The 21,970-nt window shown below is 52.0% G+C and carries 20 protein-coding genes; 14 read left to right on the top strand and 6 right to left on the bottom strand.

Annotation, left to right across the window (positions count from 1 at the left end; all coding sequences use genetic code 11):
* The first annotated feature begins 8 nt into the window (after positions 1-8).
* The 7 genes from soxB (at position 9) to AB8881_08195 (ending at position 8,984) form a co-directional block, all read left to right on the top strand.
* Positions 9-1,700, top strand: a complete 1,692-nt coding sequence (soxB, locus tag AB8881_08165; protein XDZ62522.1) for a thiosulfohydrolase SoxB — start codon at positions 9-11, stop codon at positions 1,698-1,700.
* 289 nt (positions 1,701-1,989) lie between these two features.
* Complete coding sequence (locus tag AB8881_08170; protein XDZ62523.1) at positions 1,990-2,862, top strand: xanthine dehydrogenase family protein subunit M; 873 nt, start codon at positions 1,990-1,992, stop codon at positions 2,860-2,862.
* The gene (locus AB8881_08175) at positions 2,859-3,374 is read left to right on the top strand and encodes a (2Fe-2S)-binding protein (protein XDZ62524.1); all 516 of its coding nucleotides are present in this window, start codon (positions 2,859-2,861) and stop codon (positions 3,372-3,374) included. The genes AB8881_08170 and AB8881_08175 overlap by 4 nt, the downstream gene beginning before the upstream one ends.
* A gap of 13 nt (positions 3,375-3,387) precedes the next feature.
* A complete protein-coding gene (locus AB8881_08180; GenBank protein ID XDZ62525.1) occupies positions 3,388-5,766 on the top strand; it encodes a xanthine dehydrogenase family protein molybdopterin-binding subunit in 2,379 nt (792 codons plus the stop codon).
* 48 nt (positions 5,767-5,814) lie between these two features.
* A complete protein-coding gene (locus AB8881_08185) occupies positions 5,815-6,789 on the top strand; it encodes an amidohydrolase family protein (GenBank protein XDZ62526.1) in 975 nt (324 codons plus the stop codon).
* 29 nt (positions 6,790-6,818) lie between these two features.
* Positions 6,819-7,268 (top strand): CoxG family protein, encoded by a 450-nt coding sequence (locus tag AB8881_08190; GenBank protein ID XDZ62527.1) that lies wholly within the window; start codon positions 6,819-6,821, stop codon positions 7,266-7,268.
* A gap of 54 nt (positions 7,269-7,322) precedes the next feature.
* A complete protein-coding gene (locus AB8881_08195; GenBank protein ID XDZ62528.1) occupies positions 7,323-8,984 on the top strand; it encodes a thiamine pyrophosphate-binding protein in 1,662 nt (553 codons plus the stop codon).
* Positions 8,985-8,996: 12 nt separating this feature from the next.
* Here AB8881_08195 and AB8881_08200 read toward each other — a convergent pair whose 3' ends face one another.
* The gene (locus tag AB8881_08200) at positions 8,997-10,310 is read right to left on the bottom strand and encodes an MFS transporter (GenBank protein ID XDZ62529.1); all 1,314 of its coding nucleotides are present in this window, start codon (positions 10,308-10,310) and stop codon (positions 8,997-8,999) included.
* A gap of 286 nt (positions 10,311-10,596) precedes the next feature.
* Here AB8881_08200 and AB8881_08205 point away from each other — a divergent pair, with 286 nt between their 5' ends.
* From AB8881_08205 to AB8881_08215, 3 genes are read left to right on the top strand one after another with little or no spacing between them, the layout of a single operon-like run.
* Positions 10,597-11,520: an NAD(P)-dependent oxidoreductase gene (locus tag AB8881_08205; GenBank protein ID XDZ62530.1), complete on the top strand. Its 924-nt coding sequence runs from the start codon at positions 10,597-10,599 to the stop codon at positions 11,518-11,520.
* A gap of 23 nt (positions 11,521-11,543) precedes the next feature.
* Positions 11,544-12,002, top strand: coding sequence for a YtoQ family protein (locus tag AB8881_08210; protein ID XDZ62531.1), 459 nt, complete (start codon positions 11,544-11,546; stop codon positions 12,000-12,002).
* Entirely contained in the window at positions 11,999-13,093 is a 1,095-nt protein-coding gene (locus AB8881_08215; protein ID XDZ62532.1) for a dipeptidase, read from the top strand. Before AB8881_08210 ends, AB8881_08215 begins: the two co-directional genes overlap by 4 nt.
* A gap of 3 nt (positions 13,094-13,096) precedes the next feature.
* Here the strand turns inward: AB8881_08215 and AB8881_08220 are convergent, their stop codons facing one another.
* On the bottom strand, positions 13,097-14,257 hold the full coding sequence (locus tag AB8881_08220; protein XDZ62533.1) for an acyl-CoA dehydrogenase family protein: 1,161 nt from the start codon (positions 14,255-14,257) through the stop codon (positions 13,097-13,099).
* 250 nt (positions 14,258-14,507) lie between these two features.
* Here AB8881_08220 and AB8881_08225 point away from each other — a divergent pair, with 250 nt between their 5' ends.
* Positions 14,508-15,746, top strand: coding sequence for a CaiB/BaiF CoA transferase family protein (locus AB8881_08225; GenBank protein ID XDZ62534.1), 1,239 nt, complete (start codon positions 14,508-14,510; stop codon positions 15,744-15,746).
* On the opposite strand, the gene AB8881_08230 is transcribed toward AB8881_08225, so the two are convergent.
* Together AB8881_08230 and AB8881_08235 are read right to left on the bottom strand one after the other, a co-directional pair.
* The gene (locus AB8881_08230) at positions 15,747-16,145 is read right to left on the bottom strand and encodes a hypothetical protein (protein XDZ62535.1); all 399 of its coding nucleotides are present in this window, start codon (positions 16,143-16,145) and stop codon (positions 15,747-15,749) included.
* A 62-nt stretch (positions 16,146-16,207) separates the two neighbouring features.
* Positions 16,208-17,110, bottom strand: coding sequence for a dihydrodipicolinate synthase family protein (locus AB8881_08235; protein ID XDZ62536.1), 903 nt, complete (start codon positions 17,108-17,110; stop codon positions 16,208-16,210).
* Between the two features lie 339 nt (positions 17,111-17,449).
* On the opposite strand from AB8881_08235, the gene pyk reads away from it, so the two are divergent.
* On the top strand, positions 17,450-18,874 hold the full coding sequence (gene pyk / locus AB8881_08240) for a pyruvate kinase (protein XDZ62537.1): 1,425 nt from the start codon (positions 17,450-17,452) through the stop codon (positions 18,872-18,874).
* A gap of 127 nt (positions 18,875-19,001) precedes the next feature.
* Positions 19,002-19,967: an NAD(P)-dependent oxidoreductase gene (locus AB8881_08245; GenBank protein XDZ62538.1), complete on the top strand. Its 966-nt coding sequence runs from the start codon at positions 19,002-19,004 to the stop codon at positions 19,965-19,967.
* On the opposite strand, the gene AB8881_08250 is transcribed toward AB8881_08245, so the two are convergent.
* Together AB8881_08250 and AB8881_08255 are read right to left on the bottom strand one after the other, a co-directional pair.
* Positions 19,934-20,458 (bottom strand): hypothetical protein, encoded by a 525-nt coding sequence (locus tag AB8881_08250; protein ID XDZ62539.1) that lies wholly within the window; start codon positions 20,456-20,458, stop codon positions 19,934-19,936. The two genes, AB8881_08245 and AB8881_08250, sit on opposite strands and share 34 nt — an antisense overlap.
* 201 nt (positions 20,459-20,659) lie before the next feature.
* The gene (locus AB8881_08255) at positions 20,660-21,193 is read right to left on the bottom strand and encodes a tetratricopeptide repeat protein (protein XDZ62540.1); all 534 of its coding nucleotides are present in this window, start codon (positions 21,191-21,193) and stop codon (positions 20,660-20,662) included.
* Positions 21,194-21,507: 314 nt separating this feature from the next.
* Here AB8881_08255 and AB8881_08260 point away from each other — a divergent pair, with 314 nt between their 5' ends.
* Positions 21,508-21,777, top strand: a complete 270-nt coding sequence (locus AB8881_08260) for a hypothetical protein (GenBank protein XDZ62541.1) — start codon at positions 21,508-21,510, stop codon at positions 21,775-21,777.
* Positions 21,778-21,970: the final 193 nt, after the last annotated feature.

The raw sequence follows: 21,970 nt of genomic DNA on the forward strand, positions 1-21,970 counted from the left end.
ATAGATTTATGTTGTCTCGTCGCGAATTTATGCAAATGGCCGCCGTAACTGCGGGCATTTATGGCACTACATCAAACTGGAACCGTGCTGCCGCGCAGCAAGCCATGACCCAAGATGATTTGCTAAAATTTGACAGCAAAGGTCAGGTCACCCTGCTGCATCTTACCGACATCCATGCCCAGCTAAAGCCAGTTTATTTCCGCCCACCATCGGAGAATTATGGTGTTGGTGCTTTTGAGGGACGGCCTCCGCATCTGGTTGCCGAGGATTTTTTGAAGCATTTCAACATTGATCCCGGAACACCGCTTGCCTATGCGCATACGATGGTCGATTACGCCAATTTGGCACAGACCTATGGGCGGCTTGGCGGGCTTGACCGTACGGCCACATTGATCAAATCAATCCGCGCTGATCGCGGTGATGACAAGGTTTTGCTGCTTGATGGTGGCGACACATGGCAGGGGTCCTATACCTCACTAAAGACCAATGGCCAGGACATGGTCGATGCAATGGCGATGCTGCGGCCAGATGCGATGGTCGGGCATTGGGAATTCACCTTTGGCGTTGATCGGGTTAATGAAATCATCGGCGCGATGGATTACCCGTTCCTTGGCGGCAACGTGTTTGATACAGAATGGGAAGAGCCGGTTTTTGAGAGCACGGCCTTTTTTGAAAAGGGCGGGGTCAAGGTGGCTGTTATCGGTCAGCATTTCCCGTATACGCCAATTGCCAATCCACGCTACATGGTGCCGCAATGGTCCTTTGGTATTCGTCCTGAAACTGTGCAGAAAAACGTGAATGCGGCGCGTGATGCCGGTGCCCAGATTGTGGTGCTGCTGTCGCATAACGGTTTTGACGTTGATCAAAAGCTGGCAACGGTGGTCTCGGGCATTGATGTGATTCTGACCGGCCATACGCATGACGCGGTGCCGCAAGCGCTAAAGATCAATAAGACATTGCTGTTATCATCCGGGTCGCACGGGAAATATCTTGGCCGTGTTGATCTCGACGTCAAAGGCGGCGAGGTTGTTGATTATAATTCAACGCTAATCCCGGTTTTCTCGGATGTGATCGCTCCTGATGCCGAGATGGCGGCGCATATTGATGCGTTGCGGGAACCCTATGAGGCCGAATGTAACAGGGTGATTGGCACAACGAGCGGGCTGTTATACCGGCGCGGCAATTTCAACGGCACATGGGATGATCTGATTTGTCAGGGCATTATAGAAGAGCGTGATGTTGAAATTTCGCTAAGCCCGGGATTTAGATGGGGAACAACATTGCTTCCCGGCCAAAACATCAGCATTGATGATCTCTATACCCAGACCAGTATGAATTATCCGAATGTCTACCGAACCGAAATGACCGGCGCACAGATCAAAACCATCCTCGAGGATGTCTGTGACAATCTGTTCAATGTCGATCCGTTCTATCAGCAGGGCGGCGATATGGTGCGTGTTGGTGGAATGAATTATACCTGTGAGCCAAAAGCCAGCATGGGTAACCGGATTAGCGAGATGACCATGACCAAGACTGGCGAAAAGCTGGATGCCGACCGGAAATATGTTGTTGGTGGTTGGGCATCGATAAATGAAAATGTTGAAGGTCCAGCCATCTATGATTTGATGGAAGGATATATCAGTCGTAAAAAATCAATCGATTTGCCGGCCCAGCAAGCGGTAAAGGTTATTGGTCTTTAAGAGCTTGGCGCCCTGACCAAGGCGGTAAATATCGCGATGAGTTTGAAAAAGGCTGGCCGATGGGTCGGCCTTTTTTGATGTTGTTTCTAATCATAAATTTTCTGAATTTGATTTGACAAGCCTACGTGAGCATCTTCTAATCAACAGGAGCGATTACCTGTTAATGAACTCTGGATTCCCCCAATGACCCCAAATGTGCCTGATCAATCTGGTTCTGCTCGCATCCTAAATGTCTGCGGTGCAACTCTATGATATCGGGCCTTTTTAGCTGATAAACGGATAGAACCGGATGAAACCTGTTCGCTTTGACTACAAACGCCCAGCCACAATCGACGAGGCTTGCGGCCTGCTTGCTAGTGACGACAATGCCCGGATTCTGGCAGGTGGCCAGTCACTGATCCCGATGTTGTCAATGCGTTTGTCGCGCCCTTCATTGCTGGTTGATATCGCGCATATACCCGAGCTAACCGGCCTCGTCGAAACCGAAACCCATATCGAAATTGGCGCAATGGTTCGCCAAGCCAATGCCCGGGCCTCTGCAATGGTCAAAGCGCATCTGCCGCTATTATTCAAGGCGTTGGCGTTTGTTGGCCATCCGCCAACTCGCGCTCGTGGAACGATTGGCGGCTCGGTTGCCCATGCTGATCCATCGGCAGAAATCGCGCTAGTGGCGGCAACATTGGGTGCCGAGATTACCTACCGTGTTGATGGTGCTGATGAAATATTTGACGCTTCCAGCTTTTTCATTGGGCCGATGTTGACCCTTGCCCCGCCTGCTGGATGTTTGACGAAACTATGCTTTACTAAAGCACCAGCGATTTGCGGCACTGGTTTTCATGAGGTGGCACCGCGCAAAAGCGATTATGCGCTGGCCTCGGCAGCGGCACAGATCAATGCCGAGGTCGGCGTAGGCGTGACTGGTATTTATCTTGGGGTCGGCTCGGTTGGCGATTTTCCTGAACCTCTGGATGTTGGTGGGTTAATCGGGACATCACTGGATGATGCCGTGATTGGTGATGTTGTCCATGCGGCGATGGAGGTGGTTGAAACTGTCGAGGATCTTCATGCATCTGCTGCGTATCGTAAACGTGTTGCAACCGAGCTTGCTATCCGCGCGCTTCGTGATGCGCGTGACGAAATATCAAAGGACCTTAATCAATGAATGATGTGACTTTGAGCATTAATGGTAAGGCCGTTTCTGCAGCGACTGAACCGCGCGTGACGTTGCTAGATTATCTGCGCGATGTTGCTGGATTAAAGGGCACCCATGCTGGGTGCGAGCATGGGGTTTGTGGTGCCTGTACCGTGCTGGTGGATGGAGATGCGGTGCGGTCGTGCCTAATGCTGGCGGTGCAGGCAGAAGGCGTTGACATTACCACGATCGAGGGCATTGGCGGGCTGGGCGCACGGGCTGGCGAGCTTGGCATCATTCAAGATGCTTTTTGCGAGGCGCATGGCCTGCAATGCGGCTATTGCACGCCTGGTATGATCCTAGCGGCCGAGGCTTTGTTATCGGTCAATACTGCCCCAAGCGAACATGATGTTCGCGAGGCTATCTCGGGCAATATTTGTCGTTGTACCGGCTATGTCCAGATCGTCGAGGCAATTATGCTGGCGGCAGAACGGCTTCGTCAGCGCAACGATACCAGTGCGCCAGACATGACGCCGGCTTGATGGGGGCAACCAGATGAGTGAGCCAAAATACAAGTTTCTCTCAACCCCGCGCCGTCCGGTTGAGGATCGCCGCTTTGTTGCCGGACGCGGCAAATATATCGCCGACCTTGAACGGCCAGATATGCTGCATGTCGCCCCGCTGGCGTCGCATTATGCGGCGGCGGTGATCAACAGCATTGATGCCAGCAAGGCGCTTGCCATGCCCGGCGTTATTGATGTGATTACTGGTGACGAGATTGCTGGCGCGGTTCAGCCGTTGATGAACGGGCTGAATACACCCAATGTTCGCCGCTTTCCATTGGCGGTTGGGCGGGTGCGTTATGCTGGTGAATGGGTTTGCGCGGTGGTGGCTGAAAGCCGTGCTATCGCCGAAGATGCGCTGGAAAAAATTATTGTTGATGCAACGCCGCAGCCATTTGTTCTTGATGCCGAGCAGGCCTTGCTGGATAGCAGCACACCTGTGCATCCCGAGCATGGCAGCAACCTGCTGCTTGATCGGAAATTTGTCTGGGGACCGGTTGATGAGGATTTTGCAGCGGCGGCGCATAGCCTGTCATTCTCGGTAACATGGGGGCGAAACTCTACCGTGCCAATCGAAACATTTGGGGTGATTGCTGAATGGAACGGCTGGGATCAGATGCTGGATGTCTGGGCGTCTATTCAGATGCCGAAATATGCCGATCAGATTGCCCGCAGTCTTGGCCTGCCCGGAAATGCCATCCGCGTTCACTATGATGTTGATGTTGGCGGCAGCTATGGGGTAAAGCGCGGAATTAAACATTCGGTACTGGTCGGCTATATCGCACGCAAGTTAGGGCGCGCCGTCCGTCTGATCGAAGACCGGCTGGAAAATATGCGAGCAGGCGACGCGCATGGCCCGGAACGTAAATTTGATGTTACTGTGGCCTTTGATGATGATGGTACGGTGCGGGCAATGAAAATGCGTGCGCTGGATAATGCTGGTGCCTATGCAGGCCGGGCCCCGTTTCAGCTTGGAAAGCCGATCAGCGCGATTGTCGGCCCCTATCAGATTAATTCGGTGGCCTATCACGCATTGTCGGTAACCACCAACAAAACCGTTCAAGAAGCGGTGCGCGGATTTGGACAGGCACCAACCAATTATGCCATTGAAACGGCGATGGACCGCGTTGCTGAATATCTTGGTATGGATCGGCTGGCACTTCGTCAGCATAACCTCATCCGCGCGGATCAGTTCCCCTATCTGATCCCAAGTGGAAGCCATTATGACAGCGGTGATTATCATGCGGTGATCGACAAGGTTTTGGCGGCAGCTGATTATCCGGCGATGCTGGCTGAACGTGACCGGCTTCGGGCTGATGGGATGATGGCTGGCATCGGGATTGCTGCCTGTCTTGAGCCAAGTGGCGGTAATTCGTCGTTTGAACCTTTGCTAAATGAAAGCAATAAAACGTCAACATGGATGGAATCCTGTCAGGTGAATGTTGATGCGTTGGGATGTGTCACCGCGCGAATTCACACAACATCATCAGGTCAGGGACATGAAACGCTGGTATCAACAATCCTTGGCGAAGTATTGCAGATCGATCCTGAATTGATCCGTATCACCCGGCCAAATTCGATTGAGAGCTTGCCCGGAAATTCACCCGTTGGCAGCCGCATGGCGATTATGCTTGGCGGTGCGGCCGCGCGGGCCGGTGAAAAGCTAAAGGCAAAGATTATGGCCATTGCGGCGCATCACCTTGCGGTGGATGTCGACCAGCTACGTTATGAAAGCGGTGATGTAATAGCCCCTGATGGTCGCAGTCTGGTCTGGGATGATATGATTGAGCTGGCGCACCGGCAATATCACAGCCTTCCCGATGGGATGGATCCGGGGCTTGCCAGCTTTGATATTATGCAGGTACCAACGGGCGAGGCTTTGCCAGCTGATGGCAAAGTTCAGATGTATCCCTGCTATGCGTTTGAATTTCACCTTGTGCTGGTTTCGTTTGATCCAATCATTGGGCGGCCGGATATTCATTCCTATTTCATCGGTCATGATTGCGGAACGGTAATAAATCCGGCGATTGTCAGTGGCATGACTTATGGCGGGATCGCGCATGGTATTGGTGCGGCGCTGTTTGAAGAATTTGCCTATGATGCCAATGGCCAGCTATTGACGCAAAGCTTTCTTGATTATCTGATGCCATCTTCGCATGAAGTGCCCGCCATCAAGATTGTCAAACATTGCACACCGTCGCCTCATACTGTCTTTGGTCAAAAAGGCTCGGGTGAAAGCGGTTATCTTGGCTCACCAGCGGCGGTGTCGGGGGCGATCAATGATGCGGTTGCTGGACTAGGTATTCATTTTGAAAAGCTGCCCATTCGGATGAGTGCGATCAGTGATGCGATTGCTGCAAAAACATCTTAAGGCTGCCCCTATTCTCATTATCTTTTTATTATTGCGAGACCAACCATCATGATTATTGATAGCCACGCACATTTCATTCCCCCCAGCCTGCTTGCCGCAATCGAGGATCGAGCGAGTGAATTTGCCTCATTGTCGCTAGCGCATGATGATACGGGCAGCTTTGGCTTTTCCTTTGCTGGCGGCAAGCCAACGCGCCCTGCTTCAAGGATGCTGTCTGATACAAAGGGCCGGATTGATTGGATGGATGCCAACAAGATTGATTTGCAGGTAATTGGCGGCTGGCTTGATATGTTTGGCTATGAAATGCCCGTTGATGAAGGCCAGCGCTGGTCGCGCATGATCAATGATCACCTTCGCCAATTCTGCGCTGAAAATGATCGGTTTATACCGCTGGCAAGCTTGCCGATGCAAGATGGTGGTGCGGCGGCGATGGTGCTTGATGAGGCGCATCAGCAAGGATTCAAGGGCGCAATGATTGGAACCCAGCCAAAGGGTAAAGCTGGGGTTCTGGATGATCCGACATTAACGCCATTTTGGGAATTGGCGCATCGCAATAAATCGATCCTGTTTATCCATCCGGTGTTTGACTCAGGCGATGACCGGGTCAATGACTATGGAATGAATAATGCCATCGGGCGCATTACCGATACATTGATTGCGATCTCGCGTATCATCTATTCTGGCCATGTCGAAACCTATCATGGTGCCAAGATCGTAATCGGCATTGGTGGGTCGGCATTGCCATATGTACTTGGCCGGATGATGCGCAATTACAATCTCCATAAAGATACGCTTGCCGATCCTTCCAAGGCTCTGTCGATGCTGTATTATGATACATTGCTGCATGATCCGGCGGCATTGGAATTTCTGCTTAGCGCCGTTGGCAGTGACCGCATTATGCTGGGATCGGATATGCCGTTTCCGATTGGTGACCCGTCGCCATTGGCGGTTCTTGATGGTCTGGACACGGCCGTGCGGACCAAGCTGGTCAGCGGTGTCGCAGGCCAGCTATTCGGGCTTTAGGCCGGCTGCAGTCAAACGGGAGAGATAGAGTGAATATTGAGCTAAATGGCAGTGAGCAAATCAATACTAGCCCAGAAACCCTATGGGCATCGGTGATTGATCCGGTGGTTTTGCAACGTGCGATCCCGGGCTGTACCAGCATGACCGAAACCGGCGAGGGCCAGTATCTGATGTCTCTGGAATTAAAGGTGGCGGCTGTTGGTGGCAGTTTTGAGGGCGCGGTTTCCCTATCCGAAATGAACCCGCCACATAGCTGTGTTATCAACGTATCGGGCAGTGGCTCGCTTGGGTCTGGTGGCGGTAATGCGGCTGTATCAATTACCGAAGGCGAAGACGGAACAGCGCAGATTTCCTATCAGGCCCAAGGCGAGGTAAGCGGGCTTGTCGCTGGTGTAGGCCAACGTATCTTGATGGGCGTCGCCAAACATCTGGCGCGGCAGTTTTTTGCTGCATTGAAAAAAGAATTTGCCGCCAGCTAATGCGTGCGGCGAGGATTGATCACTTCATGTTTTGTTTCTTTGGGGGCGCGTTTGATGAAAACCTATGATGTAGTTGCAGCGGCGATTGAGGCGCAGGAATCTGGCCATTGTTTTGCCCTTCTTGGTGATGGGAATATGCATTTTGCCGGTGCGCTGGCGCATTTGGGTGTGCCGTTTACCTATGCACGGCATGAACATTGTGCCGTGTCGATGGCGATGGCTTATGCCCGAGTCACCGGACGACCTGGGCTTGCCACGGTTACCTGTGGCCCCGGTTTGACTCAGGTTATGACCGGCCTGACCGCCGCAGTGCGCGCGCGCATCCCATTGGTTCTTTTTGTTGGCGAGTCCCCATTAAAGAATTCTTGGTATAATCAGGAAATTGATCAGGCGCCTTTTGTGACGGCGTGCGGTGCGGAATATGTGCGGATTTTGCATAAACCGCGCATTACCCGGCAAATCCAAGAGGCGTTTGCCCGCACTCAGATTACCGGTATTCCGGTTGTCATCGGCATGCCATTTGATTTGCAGGAAAGCGAGTGGGGCGATCTTGCCTATAGCGTCCTAAAGGCGCGTGACTTGATCCCGGCGGCAGGAAAATTGTTCCCTGACCCGGCTAATGTTGCGGCAATGGCCGCGATGGTGGCGGGCGCGAAAAAGCCGGTGATTATTGGGGGGCGCGGGGCGATCTTGGCCGATGCTGGCCCTGCTTGTGTTCGGCTTGCTGATCGTATTGGTGGGGTGTTGCTGACCACGCTTCCGGCTCGTGGCCTATTCCATCGTTCAGCCCATTCGCTGAATGTGGTTGGTGGATTTGCCTCTGATGCCGCGCGTGAGGCCTGTCTTGATGCCGATCTTGTGATTGCGGTGGGCACGAGCCTTGCATCGCATTCTGCCGATGCTGGCAAGCTGTATCCAAATGCAAAAATCCTGCATATTGACACCAAACCAGTGATCTATAGTCAGGGCCGCGTTGCCGCACATTTCCATTTAGGTGCGGATGCTAAAATTGGCGTTGAGGCGTTGCTCGCGGCGATCGAAAGTGATTTTGGCGCAACGCCGGCTGATAGTGGCTGGCGTAACGCGTGTGTCGCCAAACAGGATGCGGCTGAATATCCTGATGCAATGCCATTTCAGGTGGCACCCGATGTGGTGGATCCGCGCGCGATGATCAAGGCGCTTGACCAGAAATTGCCAAAAGACTGGTTTATGGTCAATTCATCGGGCCATTGCTCTTATTATGCGGCGCATATGACGGGGCGGTCATCGGATGATTTTCTGACGATCAGGGAATTTGGCGCCATTGGTAATGGCCTGTCTTATGCGATCGGTGTTGCCGCGGCACGGCCCGAAACCCAGGTCGTATTGATTGATGGTGATGGCGGGTTTTTGATGCATGCACAAGAGCTTGAAACGGTTCAGCGGCATGGAATCAAGCTATTAATGATTATGATGAATGATGCGGCCTACGGATCAGAAATTCATAAATTGCGGGTTGACGGCCATGATGAAGAGGGTGCGGCCTTTGGTGCAACCGATCTTGCCTCGATGGCACGCGGCTTTGGTCTTGGCGGCGTTACCTTCCGCAATCTTGGCGGGCTGGATGCGGCGTTTGACGATTTTGTGGCTTCGGATAAGGCGGCATTATGGGATTTTCATATTTCTGATAAGGTGGTCTCGCCGGTGATGCGCCGTCTTACCGCCGCCAAGGCATAATGCACATCTAGGTCAGGCCCGGGGCGCGTCTTTTGAGAGGGTGGCAGATTGTTTTTTGCCATACCGGATTGCTGGTACAAACCAGAACATCGAAAGGCCAAGGCAGGCAAAGCCAAGGCTGATGGCAAAGCCGGTATTATAGCCGCCGGTAATGTCATAGAGATATCCGGCGAGAAACGCACCAAGTGCCGCCCCGCACCCCTGCCCAATATTGGTAGCACCAAAAATGGATGCCAGCCCCTGTCCGGCAAACAGCTCAGCCATTTGTGCGGTGATGATCGGGCCACGTGCGCCTGCTGATAGGCCGAATGCCACCACGAACACCACCAATAGAAACCAGCTTGGATATAGCTGCATGGCCGCGAGTGCGATAATGCCGATGATGGTCAGGCCATAGCTGAGGGTTGCGACCAGATGGCGGGCATATCGTTCGGCTAGAATCCCGGTAAGTGCGATGCCGAGGATCGTCAGCATACCAATACAGCCAAACGCAAACGCTGATTCTACAGTGCTAAATCCGCGCTCGACCAGATAGGCAACCGCTTGCAGGGATACTGAAAAAACGGCAATGGCTGACGCCCCAAAAATAGTGAAAAATCCCCAGAATTCAGCACGTTTTATCGCCTCTCCTAATGATAGGCCTTCTTTGGGTGCCAGACTTTCTTTGGGTGCCAACGGCACATTGGCGTTGGCAGTGGCATTGGCGTTTTTTTGCTGCGGGGTAACGCCAGCGTTGATCGCTACCCACGGCATTAACAAGATCAGACCAAAGGCGACCATAAACCCATAGCTTGCCAGCATATAGGCATCTTGCCAGCCGATCGCTTCGATGGTGATTTGCGCGGCTGGTGCCAGCATCATCACGCCGATGCCTTGGCCTGAATAGGCAATCGACAGCGCGGTTGTGCGGCCGCGGGTAAACCAGCGGGAAATCAGGCTTTGGGTTGGGACAATCCCCACCATTGCCGCCCCGACACCACCGCAAACACCAATTACAAGATAAAAAGACAGAATAGATTCGAGCTTGCCAGCAAAACCATAACAGCCCGCTAGCATGCCAAGCCCGATCACATAATTGAACCGCGGCCCAAGACGATCAAAAACAAGGCCGGATAGCAATGATCCAAAGCCAAACGCCACCATATAGACCGAATAGATCGAGGTAACATTTGCCCGGTTCCAGCCGAAATTATCACTTAAGGGCAACAGGAAAATAGCATAGGTCTCGCCCATACCACGGCTGGCGGCAATCATCATAAGACAAAAGGCGAAAACCGATAGCGCCGCCAAAAGCCGAGGCTGTTTCTGTTGTCTATGCGGTGCCATTGTCGATGAATTCCCAAAGATGCGTTGCCGGGATCGGCAGCAAGCGCGCGGCTAGCGTGAAAATGATAATGCTGTATGGCCGGTGATATTACGAGACTTATTGGCGATCATTCTTTAGGGGATAATTCTGGCGGGCATCGCTTAAATTGCAACTGACTTTTTTACCAAATATGAAATAAATTGAGGAATCATGACTGGATTTTTTAGGCCAAATCGCGCCTCATAGACGAGGTGAAACCAATGCCATGACGTGCTGTTGCCAGTGGCCAAAGCAGGATTATATCTAATGAATTTAAACGCCGCCGAAAACCCGCTAAATGAAAATTCGAAACTTGGCTTCATTGGGCTTGGTAATATGGGGGCGGCACTTGCCATGCGGTTGCTTGCCCCGAATTTAATGGTTTTTGATCCAAACCCCGCGCATATGGCCCCCTTTATTGACGGCGGTGCAATGGCGGGTGCAGATGCGACTATGATCGCCGAGGAATGCGATGTTATTTTTGCCTGCTTGCCAACTTCGGCGGTAACCGAGTCTGTTTTATTTGGCGATGGTGGCATTGCCAGCCGGATGAAACCGGGGCAGGTTTTTATCGATATGACCTCGGGTGATCCGGCAATAAGCCGCGATCAGGCGGCGCGGCTTGCGGCGGCGGGCATTGATTTTGTCGACGCGCCGGTCAGTGGTGGGCCGCGCGGCGCCCGCGAGGGTGTGATCGCAATTATCGTTGGTGGCGATCGGGTGCTTTATGACAATCTGTTGCCGCTGTTCCAACGCATAAGCTGCAATATCTTTCACGCGGGGCCGGTTGGCGCGGGTCATGCGTTAAAGGCGGGTAACAATCTGTTGAATCTGATTTGCCGCATGGCAAGTTTTGAGGTGGTTTCTTTGCTGGTAAATGCTGGTGTTGATCCGGATCGTGCCGTTGATATTCTGCAAAAAAGTTCGGGCCGTAATTATGCAACCGAGATCACTTTGCCGGATAATATTCTTTCCGGGAAAATGCATCAGGGTTTTTCAATGGAATTGATGCGAAAAGATGCCGGATTGGCGCTTGGCATGGCGGCAGCAATGGCGCAGGATATGCCGCTTGGAGCGTCAGCTTTTCGTGCCCTGCAAGAGGCCATTCATAGCCATGGCGCTGACGCTGATATGAGCCTTGTTGCGCTGTCTTATGAGGTTAAAACGGGCGCGCGTATCCGGCCGAAATAAAACTTAAGAGGGAGGCATCAGTGATGCATCTAACGGTTTATCTATCAGGCGAAATTCACACTGATTGGCGTGATGAGGTGGCGGCCGCCTGCGCGCAGAAAAAACTTGATATTACTTTTCTTGGGCCGGTTACCGATCATGATGCCTCGGATGATTGCGGTGTCCGGATCATGGGCGGCGAGCCGGATAAGATCTGGCATGATCACAAAGGCGCCAAGTTGAACGCCATTCGTACCCGCACTGCAATTGGTCGGGCGGATGTTGTGGTGGTGCGATTTGGTGAGAAATACAAGCAATGGAACGCTGCCTTTGATGCCGGATATGCGGCCGCCCTTGGCAAGGCGCTTGTCATCATGCATGGCAGCGATCACCAGCATGCGCTAAAGGAGGTTGATGCGGCTGCGCTGGCTGTTGTTGAAACGGCAGATCAGATTGCCGCAATCTTGAATTATGTCATCACTGGGGAGTTATCAGCAAAATGACCGAGAGTTTCCCGCCCATACCCGCGCCAATATCCCCGGCAATTTTTGACGGTCACAACGATATTCTATCGGTGCTTCACAAAGCCGGCATGACCGCCGATGCGCCTGCTGACATTGCGCAATTTAGCCGCGGTATGGCGGGGCATCTTGATCTTGATAAGATGCGTAACGGCGGATTTGCTGGTGGGTTTTTTGCCATCTGGGTGCCATCGCCGATTGATCTAGACGCCAAAACGACGCAAATGAATTTACCGGTCTATGACCTGCCGTTACCGCCGGAAATTACCGTTGATGAGGCGTTGCCAGTGGCGGTTGCACAAGCGGCAATTTTGCACCGGATGGAACAGGCTGGCTATTTGAAAATTTGTACCAGCACGGCAATGCTAGAGGCGTCGATTGCCAATGGCGAGATTGCCGCGATCATGCATATTGAAGGCGCCGAGCCGATTGATCGCGATTTTTATAATCTTGATATGTTTCGGCGGGCTGGCCTAAGGTCGATTGGCCCGGTCTGGAGTCGGCCAAACCGTTTTGGTCATGGTGTGCCGTTCCGCTATCCCAGCACTGGTGATATCGGCGCTGGTCTTACCGAAGATGGTAAAAGGCTGGTCACCTATTGCGACGAAAATGGCATTCTGATTGATCTGTCACATTTGAATGAGGCTGGATTTTGGGATGTGGCGAAAATCTCTGGCAAACCATTGGTGGCAACCCATTCCAATGCCTATGCTATTAGCCCGCACGCGCGTAACCTAACCGACCGCCAGCTTGCCGCGATTGCTGAAAGTGACGGGATGGTGGGGCTGAATTTTGCTGTCGCTTTTTTGCGCCCTGATGGGCGTATGCAGGCCAATACCGGCTTTGATATCATGCTGCGCCACCTCGACCATCTGATTGAACATCTTGGTGAAGACCGGGTTGGGCTTGGGTCAGATTTTGATGGCACTACCGTCCCACAGGTCATCGGTGATGCCGCCGGTTTACCAGCGTTGCGCCGCGCCATGATAGCCCATGGTTATGATGCCAAATTGATGACCAAATTATGCCATGCCAACTGGGTGAATGTGCTCGGCCGGATTTGGCATGATTAGGGATTATGCGCGCTGATTGAACCGTTTGCCAACAAGCGCGGCAGCGATATTAATTTTCTGAATATCAATTGATCCGCCAGCAATACCCCATCCCCACGCATCACGCATTTTTTGTTCCATCGGATAGGATTTGGAATAGCCATAGCCGCCCATAAGCTGTACCGCGGCACTGGCAACGTCGCGGGCAATTTCGTTCGCATAGCATTTGGCGATTGAGCTGTCGGCGATTGAGGGCAGGGCCTGTTCGGCATTATTGACCGCGCGATAGAGTAACAGCCGCGCCGCATCAAGCTTCATCTTCATTTGCGCAATCTGTAATTGCACCGCCTGAAATTCGATGATCGGTTTGCCAAATTGCTCGCGCTCTTGCACATAAGCCAACGCATAATCAAACGCAGATTGACCGCAGGCGAGGCTCATTGTGGTATTGCCGCAACGCTCAAGGTCAAAGGCTTCCATCAATTTCTTAAAGCCGCCAGCCGGAACGATAATATTGTCAGCGGGAACCTCGACATTGTCGAAATACATATCGGCGCTGGAAATGCCGCGCCACCCCATATGTGATTCCGGCGCACCAAAGGTAAATCCATCGGCGCCCTTTTCGACGAGAACCGCGCCAATACCCTTTGCGCCCGGCGCATCAGACAGCCGGCAATAAACAACATAGGCATCGGCATGGCCGCCGCCTGAACACCAGCGTTTATTGCCATTTAAAATGACCTTGTCGCCGTCAATTCTGCCGGTTGTTTTCAGATCGGTAAGCGCCGTACCCGCTTGTGGTTCCGACATTGAAACCGCCACAACCATGTCACCTGAACAGACTTGGGGCAGGATACGCTGGCGCAGTGGCTCTGGCGCAAAATGAGCAATCGCCAAGGCCGGGCCAAAGCTGGCTTCAAACACCGGGAAGGCGACTGCGACCGAGATTTTTGCGAGCTCTTCAAGAATCAGCACGGCCTCAAAATGGCCAAGACCAGCACCGCCATATCTGGTTGGCAGATTGATCCCCATAAAGCCCATTTCGGAAAAACGTTTGCGAATCGCAAGGCTTGGCGGCGTGTCATTTTCCTCAATGGCCTTGGCATGGGCGGGTAATTCGTCTTGGGCAAACCGGCGCGCGGTATCTTGAAGCATCTGCTGTTCGGCGTTTAGCGAAAAATCCATGTCAAATCCATATCGGTTGGTGGTGCTGTAACGTTAGGTGGGGTTCAAAATTTATGACTGGCAAATCAGCCTTATTTTTGTCAGCTGATTTTTTAAGTTAGCGAATGGTAAGCCTGCCAATTTTCCCATAGGCTGTAAATTGAAAATCAGCAGAATTGACAATTATGAGCGGGTTTATAATGGTTTGCCGGCGGCATTGTTCGCCGGACAATAGCATCCGTGAAGCAGGCCAATTTTCACGAATGGAAGAATGATGACAAATAGCGATATCCCAATGGCGCTTGCCGGATTAAAGGTGCTTGATCTTAGCCGGATTCTGGCTGGCCCCTATGCCGCCCAGACCTTTGCCGATCTTGGCGCGGATGTGGTCAAGGTCGAGAATCCGGATGGCGGCGATGATACGCGCAAATGGGGCCCGCCCTTTACCCGAAATGGCGATGGAAGCCGCGACGATGCGGCCTATTTCACCGCTTGCAACCGGAACAAACGTTCGGTGACAATTGATTTCTCAACCAAGGAAGGGGCTGATCTTGTCCGCAAATTGGCGGCTAAGGCAGATATCCTAATCGAAAATTTCAAACCGGGTGGATTGCAAAAATACGGCCTCGACTATGCGTCAATTGCCACGTTTAACCCGGGAATTATCTATTGCTCGATTACCGGCTTTGGCCAGACTGGCCCTTATTCGCACCGGTCAGGATATGACTTTTTGATACAAGGCATGGGCGGATTGATGAGCATAACCGGTCACCCTGATGGCAGCCCGGGTGGTGCGCCGATGAAGGTTGGGGTCGCGGTATGTGATCTTTTCACCGGAATGTTTGCGGCGAATGCGGCATTGGCGGCATTGGCCTATCGCCATAAGACTGGCCTTGGTCAGCATATTGATTGCGCGCTATTGGACAGCCAAATTGCGATGCTGGCAAACCAGTCAGCCAATTGGCTGAATGCCGAGGTTTGTCCGGGGCGGATGGGCAATAGCCACCCCAGCGTTGTGCCCTATACGGTTTATCAGGCCAAGGACGGATTTATCATTATCGCTTGCGGCAATGATAAGCAGTTTATCCGTCTAACCGCGGCGCTTGGCGTGCCTGCATTGGCGGATGATGCCGATTTTGCCAGCAATGAAGCGCGCATTAAAAATCGTGATCGGCTGGATGCAATGCTTGGCGATATTATCGCAGCGCTGGATCGCGCCGAGGTGATTAACAAGCTGGAGACAGCCGGCGTATCATGCGGCCCGATCAATGATATAGCCGAGGTTTTTGCCGATCCGCATGTCAAGGCTCGTGGCGCACGAATTGACCAGATGCGTGATGATGGTAGCCAGATCTCGACGACTGCCTATGCGGCGCGTCTCGGGGTTACACCAGCGCAATATCGCACGCCGCCGCCGCGCCTAGGCGAGCATAATGATCAGGTCATCACAGAATGGGCAGGGCTGACAGCAGATGAAATTGCGGCCTTGCGCGTGGCAAAGGTGATGTAGCTATTGTTTGAAGCGATCTTGCATTGAGCCAAAAATTGATCGCAGCCTTGGCGATACTGAACAATCAGCTATCAGGGTGACGGTCGGGGCAACCACCTGCGGCACATCCTCATAGGTAAAGGCCGGATAGGCGCTGGAGACGGCAAGCTGGATTTTTGCCCCTTCAGGTAGCCGCATGATCGCCACCCCATCGTAGAATTTTGCAGTGCGTCCCTGTTCGGGCGCTCTGGCAACAAACGCATCACTAGTGACCGAACAACGATTATCCAGATAGGCTTTGACTTGAATGATCTTTGGCGGTTCAAACTGTTTGCTAAAGCCGGGCATAAAAGCCCATAGAAGGCCAAAGAGGCTGGCAATCGTGACGCCAAATCCCACCAGAGATATAAAAACCTTCATCAAAGTCCAACTCGTTTTATCGTTATCTTGAAAGTCAGTATCATGATGCAGGGCAAAACCGGCTAGAAATGCATGCCAAATTCGGTGGCAAGTCCGGTGGCCAGCGCGTCGAGCTTATCCTTATCCATCGGGCGCATTGGCGGGCGCAAATTGCCCCATGCGCTGTGACCGGTTGATCTGGCGAGCAGCGCCTTTTGTGCCGGAATTGGCGCATAATCCTGAAACATTAGCCGCACTGCGCAGACTTTTTTATGTTTGGCTTCGGCCTGATCCCATTCGCCTGCAAGACAAAGCGCAATGACCTCGGCAATGTCGGTGCCGTTCAAATTCGCCGTTGCTGAAATACAGCCAGGCGCGCCAAGCCGGATGGCCTCAATCACCGGTAATTCTGCCCCCGGATAGACGATCAACCCGTCAATCTCAAGCAGTGCTTTGGTGTTGTCCCAGACGCCCGAGCTGTCTTTGATGCCAACAATTATATCGGGGAAATCAGTATGCAGCTTGCGAACAAGCTCAATTGATAGACCAACGCCGGACACTTGCGGAATATGGTAAAGATAGATCTGCATCCGCGGGTCATTTACGCCGGCAATAAGCTGGGCATAATAATCATAAAGGCCGGCATCACTCATCCCCTTGAAATAAAAGGGCGGCAATACCATCACACCAGCGCAGCCAAGCGATACGGCATGCTGGCAAAGATCAATCGTATCGGGAAGATTGCACAGCCCTGTTCCGGGGATCATCACCGCTGGATCAATGCCAGCAGCAACAAGCCCGTCAAGCGCGGCTTTGCGCTCGCCATGGCTAACCGACAGCGCCTCGCCGGTTGTGCCAAAGGGGACAAGGCCACTAACGCCGGTGGCAAGCAGATGTTTGGCAAGGTCGTTATAGAGTGACTGGTCAAGCTTGAGACTGTCGTCAAACGGGGTAAGGATAGGGGCAATAAGACCTTGGATCATCATTTTGCTTTCTGTTGTGAAATACGCCCAGCAGGCAGGATCAGCGGCTAAATTAAGCGGAATGAATTTATCGTGATGAGTATGGCGTTAAATTTGCCGTTTCTCAAGCCACTAACCGAATGTCGATGCGGGATCTGAAATGTTAAAATTTTGTGAATTGGAAGTTGCCGCTTTGCTTTCCCTCTAATCAGCCCTAGAATCAGAACTGGTGAAAATCCTAGGCTATTACCCGTTACAACCTTAATGGATAAGGCTCATCTAATGCCAAATTTGGATCCAATGCCAGATTTGGCCGGAATAATATCAACCGCTAACCTGACGCGATAGAAAGACTGTTTTTAAATGACTGCTGAATTTCCTGCCCTCCAGCGTGCAACGAAAATTGTTGCAACCCTTGGCAATGTGTCATCAAGCCCTGAAATGCTCGGCAAATTAGCCGCCGCCGGGGTCAATGTCTTTCGTTTGAATTTTTCACATGGCACGCGTGAAGAACAGGGTGCGCGGATTGATGCTATTCGCGCTCTTGAGGCCAAGACTGGCAATCCGAGCTGTATTCTAGCTGATTTGCAGGGGCCAAAATTCCGCGTTGGCAAGGTCGCCGATGATACAGTTGTGATCAGTGGTGAGCGAATTGTTTTTGATATAAAAACCGATATGGGCAATGCCAAAATTGTGGGTCTGCCACACGCTGAAATTTTCAAGGCGATGTATCCCGGTGCACGGTTGCTGATGGATGATGGTAAACTGGTTTTTAAAGTCGTGTCGGTTGATACCGAAAGTTTCGAGGCCGAAATCATTGTCGGTGGCCCGCTGAAAAGTCGGAAAGGGGTCAACCTTCCGGACATTATCCTTGATACAACGCCGCTAACAGAAAAGGATCTGGCTGATCTTGCTTATGCGCTGGAAAAGGGCGTTGATTGGGTGGCGCTATCATTTGTGCAGCGCGCTAGTGATGTTATTGCCGCGCGTACCATTGTTGGCAAACAGGCAGCATTGATGTCAAAAATTGAAAAGCCGGCCGCGCTAAAGGATCTAGATGATATCATTGCCGCATCGGATGGGGTGATGGTGGCACGTGGCGATCTTGGTGTTGAACTGCCGCCCGAACAGGTGCCGGGCTGGCAGAAAACGATCATTTCCAAATGCCGCATGGTCGGCAAGCCCGTTGTGGTGGCAACCCAGATGCTGGAGTCAATGATTGAAGCGCCCACCCCGACCCGCGCCGAGGCATCGGATGTTGCTGGTGCGGTGTTTGATGGTGCTGATGCGGTGATGCTGTCGGCAGAAACTGCGGCGGGTCATTATCCGGTTGAATCGGTCGAGTTTATGGCGCGGATTGTTACTGCTGCCGAGGCGCATATCCGGTCTGATCCAGCATCAGGGCCGGGCGAATTGCCAGTTGAGCATAGTGTATATCATGCCGTTGCGCGGACCAGTGTTGCGCTTGCAGAAACTGTCGAGGCAAAGGCGATGGTGGCTTTTTCAAGCTCGGGCAATACCGCTGTTCGGATTGCGCGTGAACGGCCCGGTATCCCATTTTTGGTGATGACGCCGCATCCTGATGTGCAGCGAAAACTATGTTTGTTATGGGGAACGCACAGCGCCGCCAGTGCATATAGCGAAGATTTTGAGTCGGCAATTACCGAGGCGATCACCGAAATTCGCCGCCGCGGTATGGCTGGCACGGGCCAGCAGGTTGTGGTTGTCGCCGGTATGCCGTTTGGCATTGTTGGCACAACAAACTCGATGCGGGTCGTCACGCTCTAGGCAAATCTCATTCGGATCAAGATTTTACTTTTATTGAACTAATTTTACTGGATTCTAGCTGATTTTGCTGATCATCTAACGGCAAAGATATGAGGTCACATTGATCTCCATGCTAGGGAGATAGAAAATGCATTCAGTTGGGTTTATCGGGCTTGGAAATGTTGGTGGCAAGCTGGCGGGCAGCTTGTTAAGGAACAAATGCGATGTCATGGTTCGCGATCTTGATCAGGACGTGGCGGCGCCATTCCTGGCCGCTGGTGCGAAATGGGCTGACAGCCCAAAGGCTATGGCTGAGGCCTGCGACATCATTATAACCTGCCTGCCATCTCCGGCTGCAAGCGCCGCAGTCATGGAAGCTGAAGACGGCATTCTTGCTGGCCTTAGTGCAGGTAAAATCTGGGCTGAAATGAGCACGACTGACGCGGCCGAAGTTGGTCGTCTTGGCGGCTTGGTTCTGGCGAAAGGGGCTAGTCCAGTTGATTGCCCGGTCTCGGGTGGTTGTCACCGGGCGGCAACTGGTAATATCGCTATTTTTGCCGGTTGTGATCGGCCCGTTTTTGAGCGGCTTTTGCCAGTGTTGACAATCCTTGGTCGGCGCGTTCTCCACACTGGGCCATTGGGCACTGCATCCGTGCTTAAAGTGATGACAAATTATCTGGCGACGGCCAATTTGATTACATTATGCGAGGCGCTGGTAACGTCAAAAATGGCTGGAATGGATTTAAACACCACCTATGAGGCGATTCGCATTTCGTCGGGCAACTCGTTTGTCCATGAAACCGAAAGTCAGGTTATCCTGAACGGCAGCCGTGATATCAATTTCACCATGGATCTGGTGCTAAAGGACATTGGCCTGTTTCAGTCGATTGCCGAGCAGCATAATGTGCCGCTGGAGGTGTCTCCACTATTGATCAAGATTTTTGAAGATGGGCAAAACCGGTTTGGCCCGCGAGAATGGTCGCCAAATATTATTAAACGCTTAGAAGAAGCCTGTAACACCGAAATTCTGGCACCGGGGTTTCCGGCAGAAATGACTGATGATGAACCCGAAGAGCCGGGCTATGAGGTTATCCCAAAATCTTTAAGCCATTGATCAATCGGCAATTGGCCGGTTTCTCGTGCCCAGTAAAGATAAACCGCAAGACAGGCGATAATCAGCAGATATAACGGGACGCGCGTAACGGTCTGATCGCGTTCTGGCGGGCGAAGATTTTCGGTGGTGATTATGTCGTCTGGACTGTGATAATCGGTGATCGGTGCCGCTGATTGCATCAGATCAGCTGGATTGATCGCGCAATCACACAAAGGGCAGACTAAATCAACAATCGCAGGATCAGGCAACGGATCGGGGACGCTGATCGGATTTCTGCAGCTCGGGCAGTCAAAAATATCCATCTTGGCAAGCCGCGCTCGTTTGGTTCCGGTCGCGCGATTATGATCAAGACCGAATTGCGCATTACAACTGTGACAGGCAATTGCCACAGTTCTGCCATCTGCCTCCGCTGCGGCAATTGCGCTTTGTGATAACAGGCAAACACTTCCGCATTGTGGGCAATGACGCATGTTTATATTAAGCTCGCTCATTATCATCTGCTCCGCGTCAGCTAAACATCAGCTTATTATAATTGCCGCCGGTCATTAGGTCGACCACAGCACCTGATCCCGATCAATGGTAACAAACAATTTAATGCGCATCATCAGGCAATTTTAACTATTTTTGTCAGAACCTTAGGGCCGTTTATATTCTGGGTCTATGCGACCAGTGTCAAACATTCACCGTCAAGTCTATAACGCGCGTCCGTTCAGCTGTTTTGCCAACTGATTAATAATGGTCTCAATGTTCGGCAGATGAGGATTTAAACGCTGGGCAGCACGATAAGCCTGCAAGCCGCCTTGCAGGTCGCCAGCCCGCACCCGAATCATACCCAATCCCGAAAGCGCTCCGAAATGGCGCGGCTCTAGCGTGATAACTTGCAAAATATCACGTGCTGATCCATCGTCATTGCCACGAAAAAACCGGACAGTGGCACGTTTATTCCACGCTTCGGCAAAGCTCGGTTGGCGTGCAATGATCGCGCTAAAAGCCGCTTCGGCTTCGTCAAGGCGACCAGCATTCATCAAATTGATGCCATTTGCCATCTGACCATTGATGAGCGAATTATCCGGAAATTTAGTCCATCTTGCCCATATTTCGCGCTCATAATTTGCCGCCTTGGCTGGCGATATGCTGGTTTGCAAGGCAGCGAAAAGTCCGTCCAGCTTTGGGTCATGCTGGTCGGCGCCAACAATTGGGCTAAACAGGGCAATGGTTACAAACACTATCACCTGTCGCCAGCATAATTTTGCCCAGTATATTTTCGTAAGGTCTATGTTGGGTCGAACATACATCATCATAGCTTACCGCGTGATTATTTGATTGCCAAGCCGAAGGCGTGGGTGCGTGGCATCGTTATTTTGTTACAAATCCTAATTGAGATAAAATTAACGCGTTACGAAGCAGATTTTTATTTGCATCGATTCTTTAAGGGGTTTGGTGGGAGATATTGTTTGGGTCATCTGATTTTTTAACGACGCTGGTTCCGTTTATGCGTTCTTATCGGCGTGGCGTGTTGTTAGCTTGCCGGTGTGGCATTATGACCGATGTGGCAGCCGCGGACAGGCTTGATAAACCATTGAAGGCAGCATTGCAGGCAACCATGATCCGCTTCATTGATAACGCGTCAGATGATGATGGCGGGTTTCGCTATATTGATCGACAAAGCGGAAAATTAATCACCGCTTATCCCGGCGCAATCCATCCAAAAATCATTCCGGTTGGATCGAATTATTTTCTTTGTATTGATACAATGGCGGCAAATGGGACGCTGCGGCTTGTTGTTTTTCTGGTTCGTGAAGGGCGCTAGGGCCAGATGGTTGTTGATGTAATCATCGTGTAACAGCAATTAACCAAATTGGTGGAACCGATCAAATTCCATCAAAAACAGCCTTTGAACAAATACAACAGGCTGGCAGAATGCTGCTAATTAAGAATTTGCTCAAATTGAAATCTTACATGCGGGCATTTTTGCGGTAATCGAGCACAGTTTTTTAGCGGTT

Source organism: Alphaproteobacteria bacterium LSUCC0396 (assembly GCA_041228345.1).
GTDB lineage: Bacteria > Pseudomonadota > Alphaproteobacteria > Puniceispirillales > Puniceispirillaceae > UBA3439.

Coding starts and splice junctions, on each gene's coding strand:
- soxB (XDZ62522.1), top strand. CDS start 9: ATGTTGTCTCGTCGCGAATTTATGCAAATGGCCGCCGTAACTGCGGGC.
- AB8881_08170 (XDZ62523.1), top strand. CDS start 1,990: ATGAAACCTGTTCGCTTTGACTACAAACGCCCAGCCACAATCGACGAG.
- AB8881_08175 (XDZ62524.1), top strand. CDS start 2,859: ATGAATGATGTGACTTTGAGCATTAATGGTAAGGCCGTTTCTGCAGCG.
- AB8881_08180 (XDZ62525.1), top strand. CDS start 3,388: ATGAGTGAGCCAAAATACAAGTTTCTCTCAACCCCGCGCCGTCCGGTT.
- AB8881_08185 (XDZ62526.1), top strand. CDS start 5,815: ATGATTATTGATAGCCACGCACATTTCATTCCCCCCAGCCTGCTTGCC.
- AB8881_08195 (XDZ62528.1), top strand. CDS start 7,323: ATGAAAACCTATGATGTAGTTGCAGCGGCGATTGAGGCGCAGGAATCT.
- AB8881_08200 (XDZ62529.1), bottom strand. CDS start 10,310: ATGGCACCGCATAGACAACAGAAACAGCCTCGGCTTTTGGCGGCGCTA.
- AB8881_08205 (XDZ62530.1), top strand. CDS start 10,597: ATGAATTTAAACGCCGCCGAAAACCCGCTAAATGAAAATTCGAAACTT.
- AB8881_08210 (XDZ62531.1), top strand. CDS start 11,544: ATGCATCTAACGGTTTATCTATCAGGCGAAATTCACACTGATTGGCGT.
- AB8881_08215 (XDZ62532.1), top strand. CDS start 11,999: ATGACCGAGAGTTTCCCGCCCATACCCGCGCCAATATCCCCGGCAATT.
- AB8881_08220 (XDZ62533.1), bottom strand. CDS start 14,257: ATGGATTTTTCGCTAAACGCCGAACAGCAGATGCTTCAAGATACCGCG.
- AB8881_08225 (XDZ62534.1), top strand. CDS start 14,508: ATGATGACAAATAGCGATATCCCAATGGCGCTTGCCGGATTAAAGGTG.
- AB8881_08230 (XDZ62535.1), bottom strand. CDS start 16,145: ATGAAGGTTTTTATATCTCTGGTGGGATTTGGCGTCACGATTGCCAGC.
- AB8881_08235 (XDZ62536.1), bottom strand. CDS start 17,110: ATGATGATCCAAGGTCTTATTGCCCCTATCCTTACCCCGTTTGACGAC.
- pyk (XDZ62537.1), top strand. CDS start 17,450: ATGACTGCTGAATTTCCTGCCCTCCAGCGTGCAACGAAAATTGTTGCA.
- AB8881_08245 (XDZ62538.1), top strand. CDS start 19,002: ATGCATTCAGTTGGGTTTATCGGGCTTGGAAATGTTGGTGGCAAGCTG.
- AB8881_08250 (XDZ62539.1), bottom strand. CDS start 20,458: ATGAGCGAGCTTAATATAAACATGCGTCATTGCCCACAATGCGGAAGT.
- AB8881_08260 (XDZ62541.1), top strand. CDS start 21,508: ATGACCGATGTGGCAGCCGCGGACAGGCTTGATAAACCATTGAAGGCA.